We start from the raw sequence: 15,540 nt of genomic DNA, 5'->3' as shown, positions 1-15,540 counted from the left end.
ATGAGCCGTTCCGTGGCCAGGGCGAGGTGGCGCCGTTAGGTGCCGTAGGGCACTCCCAGCCGTGCTGAGCTATCAGATGCGCCCGGCGGGCCGGGGCGGGGCAGACAGGAAGGGGAGCAGCTCGCGGGCGAAGGTGTCGGGGCGTTCCTCGGGCACGAAGTGGCCACTGCCCGGAATCACCGCGCCGGTCAGGTGCGGCGCGGCCGTGTCCAGGCTGTCGGCGAGTCGGGCGCCTGTGCTGTGCTCGCCGCCGACGGCGAGTACGGGCATGGGAAGGGTTGCTCCGGTTTCGTGCCAGGCCCGGTTGACGCGGCCGTCCTCAAGGAGGGTGCGGTAGTGCGCGAAGCCGGCGCGCAGTGCCTCGTATCCGCGGTAGGAGGAGGCGACGGTGGCGACCTCTTCCGGCGGGAAGGCTTCGGGTACCGCGGACAACCAGTTGAACCACCAGGTAAGGAATTCGCTCTCCCGGCCTTCGAGGAGCAGCTCGGGCAGTTCTTCGGTCATGAAGAGGCCGAAGTGGAACAGACCGCCGGAGGCCACGTCCATCGCCTGCTCCAGGCCGAAGCCGGGTAGGGCGAGTTCGACGAGGACGAGGAGTTCGACCTCCTCGGGGTGGCGACGGGCGTAGGCGAAGGCCACCATGCCACCGATGTCGTGCCCGACGACGCGCACGCCGCCATGGATGCCGAGCTGCGCGAGGAGCTCACGCATGTCCTCTGCCTGTGTGTCCTTGTCGTATCCGCTCGGGGGACGGCTGGAGGCACCCATGCCGCGCAGGTCGGGCGCGACGACGCGGTAACCGTGCGCGGCGAGGGCCGGCATGAGGTGTCGCCAGGCCCGCCATGTCTGGGGCCAGCCGGGCAGAAGAAGTACGGGTGCACCGGACCCGCCGACCACGGCATGCAGCCGGGTGCCGTTCGCCGTGACGGTGATGCTCTCGAATCCGTCGGGGAGGGGCGTTTCGTCGCTCATGGGATCACCTGGGGCTGGGTCGAAGAGAAAGACCAGAAATTTCTGTCCGTGAGGGCCGGCGGAGCCGGCGGCGAGCTCGGCCAGTACCTGGTCGGTGGAGGTGACGCGGGCTCCGGTGCGCGCGGCGACACGGCGGATGCGGGCATCGTTGGGTGGTCGGCGTTCTCGAGGGCGGGCGGACAGGGGCGGTTCACCGTGCCGCCCTCGTGGCCGGTGAGAAGGAAGGCGCTGCCCTGGGAAAGGAAGGACTCCGACAGGTACGGCGGGTGCCGTCGTGTGAGGGTGCTGCCCGGCCCGAGAGCACGGAGTGGTCAGGTCTTCCGTGCGAGGGCTTCGCGGACCGCGGGTACGACTTCGGCGGCAAACGCGCGAATCTGTCGGGTGTGGTCTCGTTCCGGCCAGATGACGAAACCGTTCATCCCGACGGTGCGCACGAGCGCGACAAGGTGCTCGGCCCACTGGGCGGCGGGCCCCTGGAACGGGCCGGCCGACCCCGGTTGGATGACACCGGCGATGTTGTAGACCCGGCGGATCGTGTCCGGATCGCGGCCCGCCGCCAGAGCTGCGTCGTCGATGCGGCGGACAGCCGTGGGCAGTGCGTCGAGTCCGAGGTAGGCATGCGAGGGAAGCCAGCCGTCCGCCTTCGCACCGGTCAGCGCCAGCGTGCGGGGCCCGTACGAGCCCAGCCACAGCCCCAGACCGGGGGACGGCGCCGGACCGGGGTGGACGCCGGCCAGCGAGTAGTGCGCGCCGTGCGTCCGCACACTGCGCTCGCCACTCCACATGGCCCGGATGACGGTGATCGCCTCTTCAAGTGCGTCGACGGCCTCTCTGGGCGTGCGACGGGAGCCGCCCATGGCTTCGATGGCTTCCCAGAAAGCGCCGGCACCCAGGCCGAGCTGGACCCGGGAGCCGGTCAGTCTGTCCAAGGTCGCCGCAGCTTTCGCCAGCACCGCCGGGGGACGCAACGGCAGGGAACTGACCGTCGGGACGAGCGTGACATGTCGCGTCCGCGCGGCCAGGAAGGTGAGCAGTGTCCAGGTGTCGTCGAACGCCGCTTGATACGGGTGGTCCTGGATGGTGAGAAGGTCAAGGCCGAGGCTGTCGATGAGTAGTGCCTGCTCAGTGGAGCGGCCGACGGGGAGGGCACTTGGCTCTACGTTTGCGCCGAACAGGACAGGGAGGGGCATGAAAGTCTCCTGAGCGACCGGCGCTTGCTTGACGTCGGCCGCGGTGGTCGGGAGCGGGAAAGGAAACGGGCCCGCCGTCGCCTCGGAGGCAGTGCCTTCGAGACCCGGGCGGTAGCCAGGGTGGCGGCCGTTCCGGCACGGGTACTCGGGTCCGTGAGCGGTTCAGCGCGGCGGGCCGAGGATGACGCCGCCGTAGAGTTCGGATGCTTCCGCCAGGAGGGATGTGGGGATGTCGAAGCCGTCGGGGCGTGGGGTGGTGAGGTCGCGTCCGGCGTGGCGGAACATGCCCTCGATGCCGCCCGGTGTGGCGATCATCAGGAGGTCGGCGCGGTCGGAGGTGATGCGGTAGGCGTGCGGGACGTTGCGGGGCAGGTACACGATCCCGCCCTCGCGCAGTTCGTGCTCCTCCTCCCCGGACCAGACCAGGGCCGTGCCCTTGATCAGCATGAACACCTCGTCCTCGCGGGTGTGCAGGTGCAACGGGGGCGCTTCGCCCCGGGCGACGTCGAAGCGGCCCACGGTCAGCTTGCCCTCGGTGGCTTCCTTGTCGAGCAGCACGGAGAACGTTCCCCCGTCGAGCCATTCGAGCTTCTGCTGCTGCTCGGGCTGCGCCAGATAGGCCATCGTCATGAGAACTCCGTTCTTGGAGGTCGGCGGGGAAACTGGTCCGGCCTGCCACTCGTAGGCGGGCATGGGCATCGGCGGGTGTCCGGAAATCAGACACCCAGGGTGCGGCGCCCCCCGACGGAGCGGGCGGCAAGATCCGCTGCCGAGAGGCAAGCAGCGGGGGTGACGCCGTCGAAGATGTGGAAACCGCCGGCCCGGACGTGGAGTTCGGCATGCACGCCGCAAACCCACAGACGGGAGGCAAGATCCTCGTTGCGGAAGGCCTCCGCGGAGTCGACCTCGATGAAGACCGCAGGCGGACCAGCGGTCACTGATCATCGGCCGGGTACGGGGCGATCGTCGATGAAAGAGAGCAGTAAGGAGTTGACGAGGTCAGGGCGCGTGGCGAAGGCGAAGTGGTCGGCGCCGGGGAGCTCGGCCAGACGCGCATGTGGGATGGTCCGGCGGAGGTAGAGGGAGACGCTCGCAGGTACCTCCTGGCCGATCGTGCTGCTCATCACCAGGGTGGGGACCGTGATGGCGGGCAGCAGGTGACGGTCGTCGTCGAGTGAGATGTTGTCGAAGAAGCCGAGCAGGGTCGCAACGCCCGCGTTGTAGCTCATGTCGCGGAACCACGAGCCGAGCTCCGCGGCGCGGTCAGGGCCGATATCGCCGAAGACCAGGCCCGGGTCGAGGACCGCGTCGGTGAGTCCCGCGATTCCGTTGTCACGGGCGGCATCGGTGAAGTGGGCGACGCCGATGTCGTCGAAGCCGTACGGCCAGTCGTCGCCGCGACGGAACTTGGGTGAGCCGTTGAGGACGGCCAGCTTGCCCAGCAGCCGCGGGTGTTGAGCGGCGAATCTCAGCGCGACGTGCCCTGCGGAGGCGAAACCGATCACCGTGGGGCTCCGCAGGCCGAGGTGGGTGATGAGGGCGGCGAGGTCGGCAGTGTACAGCGCGGTGACGCTGTCCACGGCGGGGGGCAGTTTGTCGGAAGCGCCGTAGCCGCGTAGGTCGAGGAAGACGTTGTGGGCGTGGGGGTCGAAGAATTCCTGTTGGGCGGCCCAGGACCGGGAGTCCAGGGGCAGGCCGTGCACCCATACGACGGGGTGGTGGCCGGTGCCCGTCTCGTAGTAGGCGATCCGGCCGCCGTCCACGTCGAGATGCTGGGCTTGGTCGAAGGTCAACGGGGGCATGTGCTGTGCTCCTGGCTTCGGGCGGAAGGTACCGCGGCACGGGGCCTTCCGCTTGCGGTGATCACAGGCCGGTCGGGTAGGTGACGTTGTCCAGGCCGGGTACGGTCACCTTGGCCGGATCGTTGTCGGCGGCGACGAGCTGGCTGACGGCAAAGTCGGTGACCGAGCCGGACAGCAGCTGCCTCGGGTCCTCCAGCACCATGCGCAGGCGGGTGGTCATGGCGCGCCAGTCGTTCGCGCCGTGAATGACGGGCATCTCGCTTATCTCGTTGACGGACCGGTCGGAGATGTCTGGGAGGGCGAGGGGTCCGGGGGTGTAGCGGGGCAGTCCGGGAAACATCAGATCGCCGAGTTCCACGGTGGCGCGGGTGTTGGACCAGATCTGGCGCAGCGGCTCTTCCAGAGCTGCCACCTCGGAGAGGTCATCGCCCAGCGGCGTGGTGAAGGTGGGCGCGTGGGGTGCCATGTAGAGGCGTTCGGGAGGCAGTTGGTAGCCGGAGGCGCCCAGGAGCATGGTGGCGACGCTGGAGGTGTTCCAGGTGACACCGGCGGTGGGACGCCCCTGCTTGCCGGCGATGACCGCCATGGCCCGGCTCCAGTCGATCTCCTGCTCACGGAACCAGCTGATGATCCGGCGGGAGATGTCCAACCCGGTGAGGAAGAACGTGGCGATCATCATGTGAATGATGGTTCCGTGCCCTTCGGCACTGCCCTTTTCCAGGTAATCGCTGCGCAGGGTGGCGGCGTCGAGACGGCTCTCGTCATCGAGGGCCGCGCTGAGGAAGCGGTCGGTGACGGCGAAGGTGTAGTCGGCCATGTCGGCGATGGCCTGCTCACGGCCGCGGTAGGTCTCGACGGCGATGGTGTCGCGCCACAACTCGGCGCTGTTCGCCTCCCGGCTGCGCCGCACCTGGGCCAGAAGCCGCTCCGCGTCCGCGCGCCAGCCGGGGGCGCCGTATTTCTTCCGCAGCTGCACCAGGGTGGCGAGGGCGGGGCCGAGGTGGGAGATCCCGGCGAGTTCCTTGAAGCCCTTGGTGGAGAAGCGGAAGCCCTCGACCGTGGGGGGCTTGCCGCCGCCGGGGTAGAGCGCGAAGTCGGTGCCGGTGGCGACGATCAGTGGCGCGGCGGCCGTGTCGGCGGCGGCGGTACGGGTGAGGTGGGAGCCGATGCTGGTGGGACCGGCCGTGTAGGTGGTGAACAGGTCGACGAGCTCGGGGCTTTCGTTGGCGGTCATGGACGTTCCTTGTGGCTGGGTGGAGGAGCGGGACGGAGGAATCGGAGAACTCAGAGGGTGAAGCGGTAGAGGACCGTGCGGGCGGCGAAGCGCACGTCGGCGGTGAGGCTGTGGGAGACGGCGATGAGCAGACCCTCCTCGTCGTCGTGGAGGGTGGCGGCGTCGGTGGCGCCCGTCGTGGGGAAGGTCTCCGTCCGCACCAGCTGCCCGTCTCGCCACTGGTAGATCTCGGAGTCGAGGTCGGTGGTCGGTTCTGCCGGTGTGCCCAGGACGAAGTTCACGCGGACGATGTACACGGTCCCGTCCGGACCTGGCACGACGGCGAACTCACGTGCTCCCGGTCCGTGCAGCGTCTGATGGACGACGAAACGGGTGCCGTCCCAGCGCAGCAGCTGCGAGTCGCTCTGCAGCCGGGCCACCAGCAGGAAGAATTCGCCGTCTGCGGTGAAGTGTGCGAACGCGCGGCCGTGCCGGTCGGCCAGCTCCTGGTGGGGCCGGAACTCCTCACCGTCGAAGCGGTAGAGCACCGACGGGCCCACATGCTCGGCGTGCGCCAGGAAATGGTGACCGTCGACGGTGAAGGCGTGCCAGTTGTAGGCCCACCGTGAGTCGATGTCCTGGAAGTGGGCGAAGCGTTCACCGTCCCAGAGGAAGATTTGCGAAGGCCGGTTGTCGGCCTCCTGTTCCGGAAGGACGACCCCTTGGGCGAGGGCCAGGAAGTGCCGGTCCTCGATCGTGAAGTGCCTCCACTGCTTGGCGGCGAAACTGTCGAAGGACTGGAACTCGGCGAAGGAGGCGCCGTCCCATTCGAGGACCTGGGACGAGGCGGCGTACCGGTAAGGGCCGTTGCCGGTACGGATGCTGGCCACGGCCAGGAAGGCACGGTCGCCGATGCGGAAGAATTCCGCGTCCTCGCCGCCCGGCGCCGGCACGCGCTGGAACGGCTCGTATCCCCGCTCGCCTCGCTTGAGCAGAAGCAGATCCGTGTCGCTGTCTCCTCCGTTCATGTTCGCCGGGGTGTCCGGCATGTCATAGGCGAGCTGGGGTATGGCGAGCAGATGCATGCCGTCCAGGTCGAAGGGCTCGACGCCTCGTGCACCGGAGGTGGGGACGGACTGGATTTCGGTCAGGTGTGCGCTGGGCATCGGGTGGGTGGTCCTCTCCTCGGATTCAGTGCGGGAACGGCACCGACGGCAGGGCGAAGTTGTTGTCGAAGACGTGATCGGGGTCGTACTGCGCCTTGAGTGAGACGAGCCGGTCGAGTACCGGGCCGGGAAAGGCGTCCTGCAGTTGTCTCCGTCCAGTACGCGTTTCAAAGCTCAGGTAGAGCCCGTTCACATGCGGCTGGAGCCGTTCCCAGTGCTCGTCGAGTCCGTCGCGCAGTGCGGGCACGGTGGCGGCCATCAGGGAGAAGTTCTGGGTGCGATGCGAGTAGGCCATGGCGGTGGGCGGTGTGTCGTTGACCGCTGCGCCGACCGAGCGCAGCTGCACCATGCCGGCCGCCTTCATGAGCGCTGCCATGCTCTCGGCGGCGGGCGGGGTGATGTGGTCCAGGAGTCCGGAGCGCGACACGGTGAGCGGTTGCTGCGCGTGCTGCGGCTCGTGTCCGGCGGGCAGCAGCCGGTGGTAGGGAGTGACGGTTGCGTGGTTGCGCAGGACCGGCCCGGCCGACAACAGGGGGGCGAGGGCCGCGCGGGCCTGCGTCGCGTCGGTGCCGGCGTACACGGTCATCGCCTGGGCCACAGCTGCTCTCCCGCCGGGACCTGCGACGAACGTCAGGAAACTGGTGAGCGAGCGGGGGGCCGCCTCCACTGCTGCCGCCCACCGGGTGAGGAACGCGGCGGTGTCGGCGGCGTCGTAGACGGTCATGGCGACGATCACATCGCGCACCGGCTGAGCCTGGAACTCGAAGGCCGTCGCCACCCCGAAGTTGGTTCCCGCCCCGCGCACGGCCCAGAACAGGTCCGGGCGGTGTTGGGGGTCGGTGCGGATGAGAGACCCATCGGCCAGGACGAGTTCGGCGGCACGCATGTGATCGATGGTCAGACCGTGCAGACGGGACATGAGGCCGATACCGCCGGCGGTGGCCAGTCCGCCGACCCCGACGTCTCCTGTGTCTCCGGAGGACAGCCCCAGGCCGTGGGGTGCGAGTGCTGCGGCGACGTCTCCCCAACGGGCTCCCGCTTCCACGCGTACCAGGCCGGACCGGCTGTCAAGGATTTCCACGGTGTTGAGCCGGGAGAGGTCGATGACCATGCCTTGGTCGTTGGTGGAACGGCCGCTGATGCCGTGGCCGCCGCTACGGGCGGTCACGGGAACCCCGGTGGTGCGGGCATGAGCCAGCGTGTCCGCTATGTCTTGGTGGTCGCGGACGCGGATCACGGCAGCTGGGGATCCGAGGCGGGTGTAGGTGTGCCGTACGGCGTCGTATTCACGGTCGCCGGGCCGGATGGTGACCGTGGCAAGGCTCTCGGGAAATGTGTGCTTGGGTGCAGGCGGTGGGCCGGCGGTGGTCTGCATCGGTGCTCCGCGTTGTCCGTGTGGATGAAGGGTCTTGCGTGCATCCGTCACTTCGGCGGTGTGGTCCGTACACCGTGGGCGCGGGTCACCAGGTACTGGAGCGGGTCTTTGGTGTGTGAGCCGTCACCGGCGATGAGGCGGCCCGCGTGCCGGCCGAGGTCCTCGGCACTGAACCAACCGGGGCTGTCCGCTCCGATCGCGGCACGCGGGCGGGTGCGGATGGGCCCGATGATCAGCTCGTGGACACGGGGACCGGCGCCGCCCAGTTCCGCCGTGAGGGAGCTCACCAGCGACTTCTTCGCCGCGTTGGTCGCGCCCACGAGTGCGGCGAACGGGTAGGGGATCTCCGCGCTGAACCCGCTCAGATGCACCAGGGCACCGTCCCGGGACAGCAGCGGGGTGAGCGCTCGCAACGCGTGAAAATGACTCGTCAGGTTCGACGCGATCATCGACTGCCACTCGGCGTCGGATGTCTCGAGGATGCCGGTGCGCTCCGGGCTGCCCCAGTCGCCGATAGTGATGACGGCACCGTCCAGCGCACCGTACGCGGACAGTTGGGCGCGCACCGACTCGCTGTCCGCGTGACCGACATCGACCGTGTGGGTGATCAAGGTGCCCTCACCGGCGTCCTTGGCGTAAGCCACGAGGCCGGCCAGTCGTTCCTCGCTGCGGCCGGTAGCTACAACAGTGGCTCCCTGGCGCAGCAGCGCGAGAGTCATCCCCTCTCCGATGCCGCCGGTCGCGCCCGCCACCACGACGGTCCGTCCGGACAGCGGCAAGTTCCCCTGTATGTCGTTCACGGGCGAGATCCCTTTCCTGAAGGCGGGGGCGGCCCCCGCAGGGTGGGGGTGGGGGCGGGCCGGAGCCCGCCCCCAGGGGTTCAGACGGCCGTGGCGGCGCGCTTGCCCAGTTCCAGGGCGTGAACGAAGGTCCGGGCACTCATGCCCATGGACGGCACGTTCTCCTGCATCAGCCGCATGCGGTGCGGGGCGTCGTGGAACTTGGGGTCGAGCTGGAACTCGGCGGCCAGGGAGAACCAGGTGACCGGTACCGCGCCGGCTTGGACCATGCGCTGCACCGCCGCGTTGTGTGCCTCGAGCGAGGGGCTGCCGCAGGCGTCGACGGCCACGTGCACGCGGTAGCCCTCGCGCATGCCGCCCAGCACCGTCTGCAGCACGCATCCGTCCGTGGCTATGCCGCCGACCACCAGGTTCTTCCGGCCTTCCGCCCGGACCGCCTGGGCGAACGACTCGTCCAGGAAGGAGTTGAAGTCGACGGCACGCTCGATGACCGGCTGGTCACCGAGGGCCTCCAACAGCTCCGGGTACAGCGGTCCGGACGGCTTGCTCGACTGGCCGTTGGTCACGACCAGACCGCTTTCGTACCACTTCGCCGTCTTCGCCAGGCCCACGACGTTGTTGATGTGTTCAGTGAGGTTGTGGGAGCGCAGAAGGTTCGCGAAACCGACGGCGTAGTCGACGAGGACGACGGTGGTGTTGGCGGGGGTGAGGGGCTCAGGAGTCATGACGAAACTTCTTTCTGATCGAAGAGAAGGACAGCGGCGCGTTGGTCGCGCAGCGGTGGGCAGGTGCCTTGGCGCACAGGTGGCCGCTTGGTCACTAACGGAGGTACGCCGACCCCGGGTCCAATTTCGAGACGGTCACTTACCTGGTAACCGGATGTGCGCTTTCGGTATGGAGGGACCAACGCCGACAGGGAGCAACACCGCGAGCGGCGAGATCGTCGAGCCGCCGACGAAGCGCCGACGGGCCCCCTGAAGAACGCAGGGCCGCGATCGTCGCAGCCGCACGGGCCGCCTTCGCCGAGCTGGGCTGATGGCAGAGGTGGCCGGCGATCCCAAGTCGTTGCCGACGCGCATCGCCCGGTCATACGTCCGACGCATGCCCCTCAGCGGCGGCAAACTCCTTCGTGGCTTTGCTCCGTGGCGTGGCCGCAGAGGAGGAGACCGCCAAACGGCTGTTTGCCGCCATGCAGGAGGACAGTGTCGAGATCTACCGCCACATACGCACCGGACCCGGACGTACACATGGCTGCCTCCTTCCCAGGCGGTGTCGACCGGATCCGGGCCCCGGGTCGCGGCTCGGTATGTACCGGCCCGCCCCTGGGACTCGCCCGACCGGCCCCCTTGCCGGGCCGAGAGGCCTACTCGCCTGACGGGACCTGGTGACCGCGTTTGTTGACCGACTGCTTGATCGCGTATGCGGTCCTGGTGAACGTGTCGATCTGTTCCGCTGTCAGGCCCTGTACGGAAATCTTCTCCAGGGTCCGCCACATGTCCGCGATGGGGTCGCGCAGGGCGCGTCCGGCGTCGGTGAGGTGGACGATCATGACGCGCCGGTCGTGTTCGGCAGGCTCCCGGGTGAGGAGTCCGGCGTCCTGCATGCGGCGCAGCGCCTTGGAGACGGTGGAGTGGTCGAGGCCGACGCTGTCCAGCAGTTCGGACTGGGTCTGGCCGTCGCGGTCGAAGAGCTGCATGAGTAGCAGTTCCTGTCCCGGGTGCAGGTTCATGTTGCGGAGCATGGCGGCGGCGTGGCCGCGGTGGGCGCGGGCGAGTTGGAAGATGGCGTAGCTGAGGCGGCCGTCGCGCGCCGTGCTGGGGGGCATGGGGGCGGGGTCGGTCGTCACGCTTCTCCTCAGGCGTCGTGGCGGGTGGGGTAGTCGGTGTACCCGGTTTCGCCGCCGCCGTAGAAGAAAGTCGGGTCGGGCGTGTTCAGCGGCGCCCCAGAGCGTACCCGCTCGACCAGGTCGGGGTTGGCCAGTGCGAGCGCGCCGACGGTGACGATGTCGGCCCGGCCGTCGGCGACGTCCTTGGCGCGCGCCGCGAGATCGGCGCCCCCGCGGTTGAGTACGAGCGCTCCGGGCCACAGCGACCGCAGGGTGTCCAGCAGTTGCTCATCGCCGGAGTGAATCAGATGCAGGTAGGCGAGGTCCAGCGGTGCGAGGGCACGCACCAGCGCCGGGTACAGCTCGTGCGTGTCGTCCTCGCGGATGTCGTTGTACGGGTTGCCGGGGGACAGCCGGATGCCGGTGCGGCCCGCGCCGATCTCGTCGGCGACGGCGGCGGCGACCTCGACGGCGAAGCGGATGCGGCCATCGAGCGAGCCGCCGTAGCGGTCGGTGCGCTGGTTGGCGTTGGAGGAGAGGAACTGGTGGACGAGGTAGCCGTTGCCGCTGTGGATCTCCACACCGTCCGCGCCGGCCGCTATCGCGCTCGCGGCGGCGCGGCGGAAGTCCTCGACCGTCGCGGCGACCTCCTGGACGGACAGCGCCCGCGGCTGCGGCATCTCCTGCCGTCCGGACGCGGTGAACATCATGCCCGCCGGGCGCACCGAGGAGGGTGCCACCGGCTGCCGTCCGTGCGGGGTGTTGCCGGGATGGGCGATGCGCCCGACGTGCATCAACTGCACGACGATGCGCCCGCCGGCGGCGTGCACGGCGTCGGTGACCTTGCGCCACCCGGCGACCTGCTCCTCGGTGTGGACGCCGGGGGTGAGCAGGTAGCCCTGCCCGTCGGCGGACGGCTGGGTGCCCTCGGTGATGATGAGCGCGTTCGAGGCGCGCTGGGCGTAGTACTCGGCGTTCAGCTCGGTCGGCACACCTTCTGCGGTGCTGCGGCTGCGTGTCATCGGGGCCATGGCCAGCCGGTGCGGCAGCCGGATGTCTCCGGCGCGGGTGGGCTGCCACAGGGGGTTCAGGTCGGTGGCGGGCATGCGGGCTTCCTTCGGTGCGGGAGGGATATGGGAGGGTGCGGTCTGGACGCACGACGGGTGCGTGCGGACACGGGCCCGCCGGCTGGTTGCAGGCGGCCGTACGGGGCCGGTCCCGCAGGGTGCAAGGGCCGGCTCGTGGGAGAGGGGGTCAGTCGACGGTGAGGACGAGCTTTCCGCGGTTGTGGCCGGCGTCGCTGGTCTGCTGGGCCTTGGCCGCGTCGGCGAGAGGGTAGGTCGCGCCGACCGTGGTTACCAGTGCGCCGTCGGCGGCCTGCTGGGCGAGTTCGGCCAGCCGGGCGGCCGAGCGCCGCGCCGGGCCCTCGGCGAAGACGACGCCGAGTTCGCGGGCCCGGAAGTCGGCGGTGGTGACGATCCGGTCGGTGCCGCCGCGCAAGGTGATGGAGTCCTCCAGCGCCCCCTTGCCCGCTGCGTCGAACACGGCGTCTACGCCCTTCGGGGCGAGCGCGCGGACCCGCTCGACCAGGTCTTCTCCGTAGACCAGCGCGGTGGCGCCGAGCGAGGTGACGTACTCCTGGTTGGCCGGGCCGGCGGTGCCGATGACGCGGGCGCCGCGGGCGACGGCGAGCTGGACGGCGACGGTGCCGAGCGCGCCGGACGCACCGTGGATCAGCAAGGTCTCGCCGGCCTTGACGTCAAGCAGGTCCAGGACCCGGTCGGCACCGTCACTCGCCACCGGCAGCGCGGCCGCGTGCGTCCAGTCCAGACCGGCCGGTTTGGGGGCGAGGACGGCGGCGTCGGCCAGTGCGTACTGGGCGTAGGCGCCGGTGTCGGACCAGCCAAGCACCTCGTCGCCCACCTTCAGCCGGTCGACGCCTTCGCCGAGGGCGTCGACGACCCCGGCGATCTCCCCGCCGGGGACGGCGGGCAGCGTGGTGGGGAAGATGGCCTCCATGATCCCGGAGCGGATCTTTCCGTCGACGGGGTTGACGCCGACCGCCCGGACGCGGACGCGGACCTGGCCGGGGCCGGGCTCGGGGATTTCGGTCTCCGCCTCGTGCAGGACCTCCGTGCCGCCGAACGTGTCGAAAACGATGGCCTTCATAGCTGCTGTCTCCTTCGATGGTTTGACTGGTGACACCGATTACGTGGCTGGACACGTAAAACGTATCACCGATTATGTGGCTAGCCAAGTACCTGAATGGGCGCGTGCCCGATGTGGATCTGCGGAGCTTCGGGCCGCCTGCCCAGGAGGGGCCTCTCGGGCAACGAGGACGGCTTCGGTGGCGAGATTGCGGATCTACCGGTCCTACTTGCCTCCGGTCGGATGACCATGCTGGTTCCGTACCTGAGTCGGTCAGCCGGCCGAGGACCCGCGGCGTCCTCGGGTTCAGCGCGGCGGGCCGAGGATGGTACCGCCGTAGAGTTCGGATGCTTCCGCCAGGAGGGATGTGGGGATGTCGAAGCCGTCGGGGCGTGGGGTGGTGAGGTCGCGTCCGGCGTGGCGGAACATGCCCTCGATGCCGCCGGGTGTGTCGATCATCAGGAGGTCGGCGCGGTCGGAGGTGATGCGGTAGGCGTGCGGGACGTTGCGGGGCAGGTACACGATCCCGCCCTCGCGCAGTTCGTGCTCCTCCTCCCCGGACCAGACCAGGGCCGTGCCCTTGATCAGCATGAACACCTCGTCCTCGCGGGTGTGCAGGTGCAACGGGGGCGCTTCGCCCCGGGCGACGTCGAAGCGGCCCACGGTCAGCTTGCCCTCGGTGGCTTCCTTGTCGAGCAGCACGGAGAACGTCCCCCCGTCGAGCCATTCGAGCTTCTGCTGCTGCTCAGGCTGCGCCAGATAGGCCATCGTCATGACTCGGCCCTGCGCACGCCGGCGTGGGCGGCCCTGGGCACGGTGACCTCGGGAGCTGCGCCGTCGAGAACGTGGAAGCCGTCGGGCCATATGCGCAGTCCGGCCTGGTTGCCGACCGCAGCACCGACAGCAGTCGGGGTCCAGAGCGTCATGTGATCCTCATTTCTTGTTCGAAGCACTCTTAGGACGTGCTTTGCCGCATACGCGAAGCGACAACTTCGGTGTGTGAACCGAACGACAACTGACGAGGCCTAATCGCCTACGGCTGCCAGGAGTTGGAGTTTTTCGTAGTCCGGTGAGCCGGGTACGGCGGAGAAGACCAGCAGCTCCTGAACCTGGTCGGGGTCCACCAGCCGCTGGCAGTACAGCTTCAGCTCACCCAACTCCCCATGCAGGTAGCGCTTGAGGTCGTTGTGGTGGGTGACGTCCACCTCGTGCAACTGCCAGAGTTCGGCGAATTCCGGACTGACCTCCAGCAGTGCCGCGACGATGTCGCCGGCCCTGCCCTGAGGGTCCGCCGTGTGCGCCGCCCGGATGTCCACGGTGCAGACCCTGCCCCGCAGGGCGTGGTCCTCGACGGGATAGAGGCTGCGTTGCGCCGGGTCGGTGAACCAGCGATAGACCAGGTAGCGGGACATTCCGCTGAAGCGGGTGTAGTCGCCCAGCAGGGCAACCGCCGGGCGGGTCTGCAGCAGCGTCTCACCGAACCGGGACATCACCAACGCGGGTGTGTCCGAGAGCCGCTCGACGATGCGCATCATGGTCGGGCTGACGTGATCCTCGCGCAGTACCCGCCGCGGCGCAGGGTGCCCGGCGAGGTCGAAGAGGTAATCCCGCTCACTCAGGCTGAGATGCAGCCCCCGGGCGAGCGCGGCGAGCACCTGCTCGGACGGCATCGGGCCACGCTGCTGCTCGATCCGACTGTAGTAATCGACCGACATACCGGCCAGCGCCGCCACCTCCTCACGCCTGAGCCCACCGGTACGACGCCGAGAGCCGCGGGGAAGTCCGACGTCCTCCGGTTGCAGCACCTCCCGGCGTGCCCGGAGAAAATCGGCCAACAATGCCCGGTCCATCTCAACCTCCCGTGTGCGACTGATCAAGCATCGCGTGACCCACAACCCGGATGAAGGCCGTACTTATCCACGGACAAGTTGTCCGTGGCAAACCACACGATGGGGAGGGATGAGTCGCTTGTCGTCACACAACGTCTTCTGGCACAGAACGGCGTTCTCCGTCTCCAATGGTGTCGGCGGCTCGGTCGGCACCTCCGCCCGGCGTCCCCGCGGCCGGCTCGCGCCAGCTGCCCCGACCCAGTCACGCAAGGTCTCGGTGTTGATTCCCAGACCGGCAGTGACCTGCCGGATCGTCGCCTCGGGCCGCGACCTGTACAGCGCGACAGCGTCCGCCTTGAACTGCGGCCTATAGTGCTTCATGACCACGAGATGTCCGTTCTCGGATCCTCAGGATCCAGTGTCTCGTGTCTCAAGGAGCAAGGCCCCACCTCACGACCACGCCGCACAGGCCTAAGGTCAAGTTAAGGTGATCCGACTGCGCGCAAGGCCTTTTCCGGTACGGTGGATTGCGCCGACCTGCCAGTTCTTCGGCAGAGTTCGAGCAGGGCGTTGCGGGACGCGTGCGCGCCCGCCGGGCTGAGGTCGCGCACGGTCCGCTGGACCATGCTGGTGTGTGCCATGAGGATCTGCGCCGCGGGCGAGTTGGCCTGCCCGGCGCGTGGGTTTCCCGGCGACCAGGGAGCGCAGGGCATCGCCGGGAAAGATGAAGATGCGGGTGCCGATCTCGGGCGTGGTGTGGAGTGATTCTCCGTCACGACGTGGTGCATGAAGTAGGTGCCGGCCGAGACGTACGCGTCACGGCCCTGATCGTGTGGGTCCTGCAGAGCCACTGCGCCGCGCAGCCCGACGTACAACCTGATCTCATCGTGCTCATGTCTGCCGACTGCGCGCGTGCTCACGGGGGGGGAGAGCCCCAGAGTTCGTTGACGGCGGTGTCCTGCAGGGTCACCGAGCGCATCGTTCCCTGGAAGCCGTCGGCCGTGGAAGCGCTGAATTCCGGCAGGGGTACAGGTCTCCCTGATGATGTCGCCGGAATCCCATCTGGTGTCGCAAAAGTACACGCTTTCCTCGCACGACTGTTCCTATCCTTGGCTGCACTTCAACCGTCAAAGATCAACAGCCTGCGGATGTACCCGGCGCCACCGCGACCTCTCGGGCGAAAACAGAAAAGACACATGAAGGCAGTGCGTTTCCATCAG

Annotated in this window: 16 protein-coding genes; all 16 read right to left on the bottom strand. The window is 68.7% G+C overall.

Annotation, left to right across the window (positions count from 1 at the left end):
- Positions 1-72: 72 nt before the first annotated feature.
- Entirely contained in the window at positions 73-972 is a 900-nt protein-coding gene (locus tag ACMTAK_RS41775; protein WP_413810946.1) for an alpha/beta fold hydrolase, read from the bottom strand.
- A 311-nt stretch (positions 973-1,283) separates the two neighbouring features.
- On the bottom strand, positions 1,284-2,162 hold the full coding sequence (locus ACMTAK_RS41770; RefSeq protein WP_413810945.1) for an LLM class flavin-dependent oxidoreductase: 879 nt from the start codon (positions 2,160-2,162) through the stop codon (positions 1,284-1,286).
- Between the two features lie 162 nt (positions 2,163-2,324).
- On the bottom strand, positions 2,325-2,792 hold the full coding sequence (locus ACMTAK_RS41765; protein WP_413810944.1) for a cupin domain-containing protein: 468 nt from the start codon (positions 2,790-2,792) through the stop codon (positions 2,325-2,327).
- A gap of 311 nt (positions 2,793-3,103) precedes the next feature.
- Positions 3,104-3,964 carry an alpha/beta fold hydrolase gene (locus ACMTAK_RS41760; protein WP_413810943.1) on the bottom strand — a complete coding sequence of 287 codons (861 nt, stop codon included), beginning with the start codon at positions 3,962-3,964 and terminating at the stop codon, positions 3,104-3,106.
- Between the two features lie 61 nt (positions 3,965-4,025).
- Positions 4,026-5,198 carry a DUF5624 domain-containing protein gene (locus ACMTAK_RS41755; protein ID WP_413810942.1) on the bottom strand — a complete coding sequence of 391 codons (1,173 nt, stop codon included), beginning with the start codon at positions 5,196-5,198 and terminating at the stop codon, positions 4,026-4,028.
- 50 nt (positions 5,199-5,248) lie between these two features.
- Positions 5,249-6,343 carry a hypothetical protein gene (locus ACMTAK_RS41750; protein ID WP_413810941.1) on the bottom strand — a complete coding sequence of 365 codons (1,095 nt, stop codon included), beginning with the start codon at positions 6,341-6,343 and terminating at the stop codon, positions 5,249-5,251.
- A 25-nt stretch (positions 6,344-6,368) separates the two neighbouring features.
- Positions 6,369-7,718, bottom strand: a complete 1,350-nt coding sequence (locus tag ACMTAK_RS41745) for an FAD-binding oxidoreductase (RefSeq protein ID WP_413810940.1) — start codon at positions 7,716-7,718, stop codon at positions 6,369-6,371.
- A gap of 47 nt (positions 7,719-7,765) precedes the next feature.
- Positions 7,766-8,518 (bottom strand): SDR family NAD(P)-dependent oxidoreductase, encoded by a 753-nt coding sequence (locus ACMTAK_RS41740; protein WP_413810939.1) that lies wholly within the window; start codon positions 8,516-8,518, stop codon positions 7,766-7,768.
- 80 nt (positions 8,519-8,598) lie between these two features.
- Positions 8,599-9,243: an isochorismatase family protein gene (locus ACMTAK_RS41735; protein WP_413810938.1), complete on the bottom strand. Its 645-nt coding sequence runs from the start codon at positions 9,241-9,243 to the stop codon at positions 8,599-8,601.
- 638 nt (positions 9,244-9,881) lie between these two features.
- A complete protein-coding gene (locus tag ACMTAK_RS41730) occupies positions 9,882-10,343 on the bottom strand; it encodes a MarR family winged helix-turn-helix transcriptional regulator (RefSeq protein WP_413813161.1) in 462 nt (153 codons plus the stop codon).
- Between the two features lie 29 nt (positions 10,344-10,372).
- Positions 10,373-11,449 carry an alkene reductase gene (locus tag ACMTAK_RS41725; protein WP_413810937.1) on the bottom strand — a complete coding sequence of 359 codons (1,077 nt, stop codon included), beginning with the start codon at positions 11,447-11,449 and terminating at the stop codon, positions 10,373-10,375.
- A gap of 148 nt (positions 11,450-11,597) precedes the next feature.
- Positions 11,598-12,512 carry an NADP-dependent oxidoreductase gene (locus tag ACMTAK_RS41720; protein ID WP_413810936.1) on the bottom strand — a complete coding sequence of 305 codons (915 nt, stop codon included), beginning with the start codon at positions 12,510-12,512 and terminating at the stop codon, positions 11,598-11,600.
- A gap of 285 nt (positions 12,513-12,797) precedes the next feature.
- Positions 12,798-13,265, bottom strand: a complete 468-nt coding sequence (locus tag ACMTAK_RS41715; protein WP_413810935.1) for a cupin domain-containing protein — start codon at positions 13,263-13,265, stop codon at positions 12,798-12,800.
- Positions 13,262-13,417, bottom strand: coding sequence for a hypothetical protein (locus ACMTAK_RS41710; protein ID WP_413810934.1), 156 nt, complete (start codon positions 13,415-13,417; stop codon positions 13,262-13,264). Before ACMTAK_RS41710 ends, ACMTAK_RS41715 begins: the two co-directional genes overlap by 4 nt.
- A gap of 99 nt (positions 13,418-13,516) precedes the next feature.
- Positions 13,517-14,341, bottom strand: coding sequence for a helix-turn-helix transcriptional regulator (locus ACMTAK_RS41705; RefSeq protein WP_413810933.1), 825 nt, complete (start codon positions 14,339-14,341; stop codon positions 13,517-13,519).
- Positions 14,342-14,404: 63 nt separating this feature from the next.
- Positions 14,405-14,701, bottom strand: coding sequence for a transposase (locus ACMTAK_RS41700; RefSeq protein ID WP_413813160.1), 297 nt, complete (start codon positions 14,699-14,701; stop codon positions 14,405-14,407).
- Positions 14,702-15,540: the final 839 nt, after the last annotated feature.

The sequence above is a fragment of the Streptomyces lacaronensis genome (genome assembly GCF_047337785.1).
Classification (GTDB): domain Bacteria; phylum Actinomycetota; class Actinomycetes; order Streptomycetales; family Streptomycetaceae; genus Streptomyces; species Streptomyces lycopersici.
This window is presented reverse-complemented; position numbering and strand designations above follow the sequence as displayed.

What these genes read in the sequence shown, in the direction of transcription:
- ACMTAK_RS41775 (WP_413810946.1), bottom strand. Translation starts at nt 972, where the DNA reads ATGAGCGACGAAACGCCCCTCCCCGACGGATTCGAGAGCATCACCGTC.
- ACMTAK_RS41770 (WP_413810945.1), bottom strand. Translation starts at nt 2,162, where the DNA reads ATGCCCCTCCCTGTCCTGTTCGGCGCAAACGTAGAGCCAAGTGCCCTC.
- ACMTAK_RS41765 (WP_413810944.1), bottom strand. Translation starts at nt 2,792, where the DNA reads ATGACGATGGCCTATCTGGCGCAGCCCGAGCAGCAGCAGAAGCTCGAA.
- ACMTAK_RS41760 (WP_413810943.1), bottom strand. Translation starts at nt 3,964, where the DNA reads ATGCCCCCGTTGACCTTCGACCAAGCCCAGCATCTCGACGTGGACGGC.
- ACMTAK_RS41755 (WP_413810942.1), bottom strand. Translation starts at nt 5,198, where the DNA reads ATGACCGCCAACGAAAGCCCCGAGCTCGTCGACCTGTTCACCACCTAC.
- ACMTAK_RS41750 (WP_413810941.1), bottom strand. Translation starts at nt 6,343, where the DNA reads ATGCCCAGCGCACACCTGACCGAAATCCAGTCCGTCCCCACCTCCGGT.
- ACMTAK_RS41745 (WP_413810940.1), bottom strand. Translation starts at nt 7,718, where the DNA reads ATGCAGACCACCGCCGGCCCACCGCCTGCACCCAAGCACACATTTCCC.
- ACMTAK_RS41735 (WP_413810938.1), bottom strand. Translation starts at nt 9,243, where the DNA reads ATGACTCCTGAGCCCCTCACCCCCGCCAACACCACCGTCGTCCTCGTC.
- ACMTAK_RS41730 (WP_413813161.1), bottom strand. Translation starts at nt 10,343, where the DNA reads ATGCCCCCCAGCACGGCGCGCGACGGCCGCCTCAGCTACGCCATCTTC.
- ACMTAK_RS41725 (WP_413810937.1), bottom strand. Translation starts at nt 11,449, where the DNA reads ATGCCCGCCACCGACCTGAACCCCCTGTGGCAGCCCACCCGCGCCGGA.
- ACMTAK_RS41720 (WP_413810936.1), bottom strand. Translation starts at nt 12,512, where the DNA reads ATGAAGGCCATCGTTTTCGACACGTTCGGCGGCACGGAGGTCCTGCAC.
- ACMTAK_RS41715 (WP_413810935.1), bottom strand. Translation starts at nt 13,265, where the DNA reads ATGACGATGGCCTATCTGGCGCAGCCTGAGCAGCAGCAGAAGCTCGAA.
- ACMTAK_RS41710 (WP_413810934.1), bottom strand. Translation starts at nt 13,417, where the DNA reads ATGACGCTCTGGACCCCGACTGCTGTCGGTGCTGCGGTCGGCAACCAG.
- ACMTAK_RS41705 (WP_413810933.1), bottom strand. Translation starts at nt 14,341, where the DNA reads ATGGACCGGGCATTGTTGGCCGATTTTCTCCGGGCACGCCGGGAGGTG.
- ACMTAK_RS41700 (WP_413813160.1), bottom strand. Translation starts at nt 14,701, where the DNA reads ATGAAGCACTATAGGCCGCAGTTCAAGGCGGACGCTGTCGCGCTGTAC.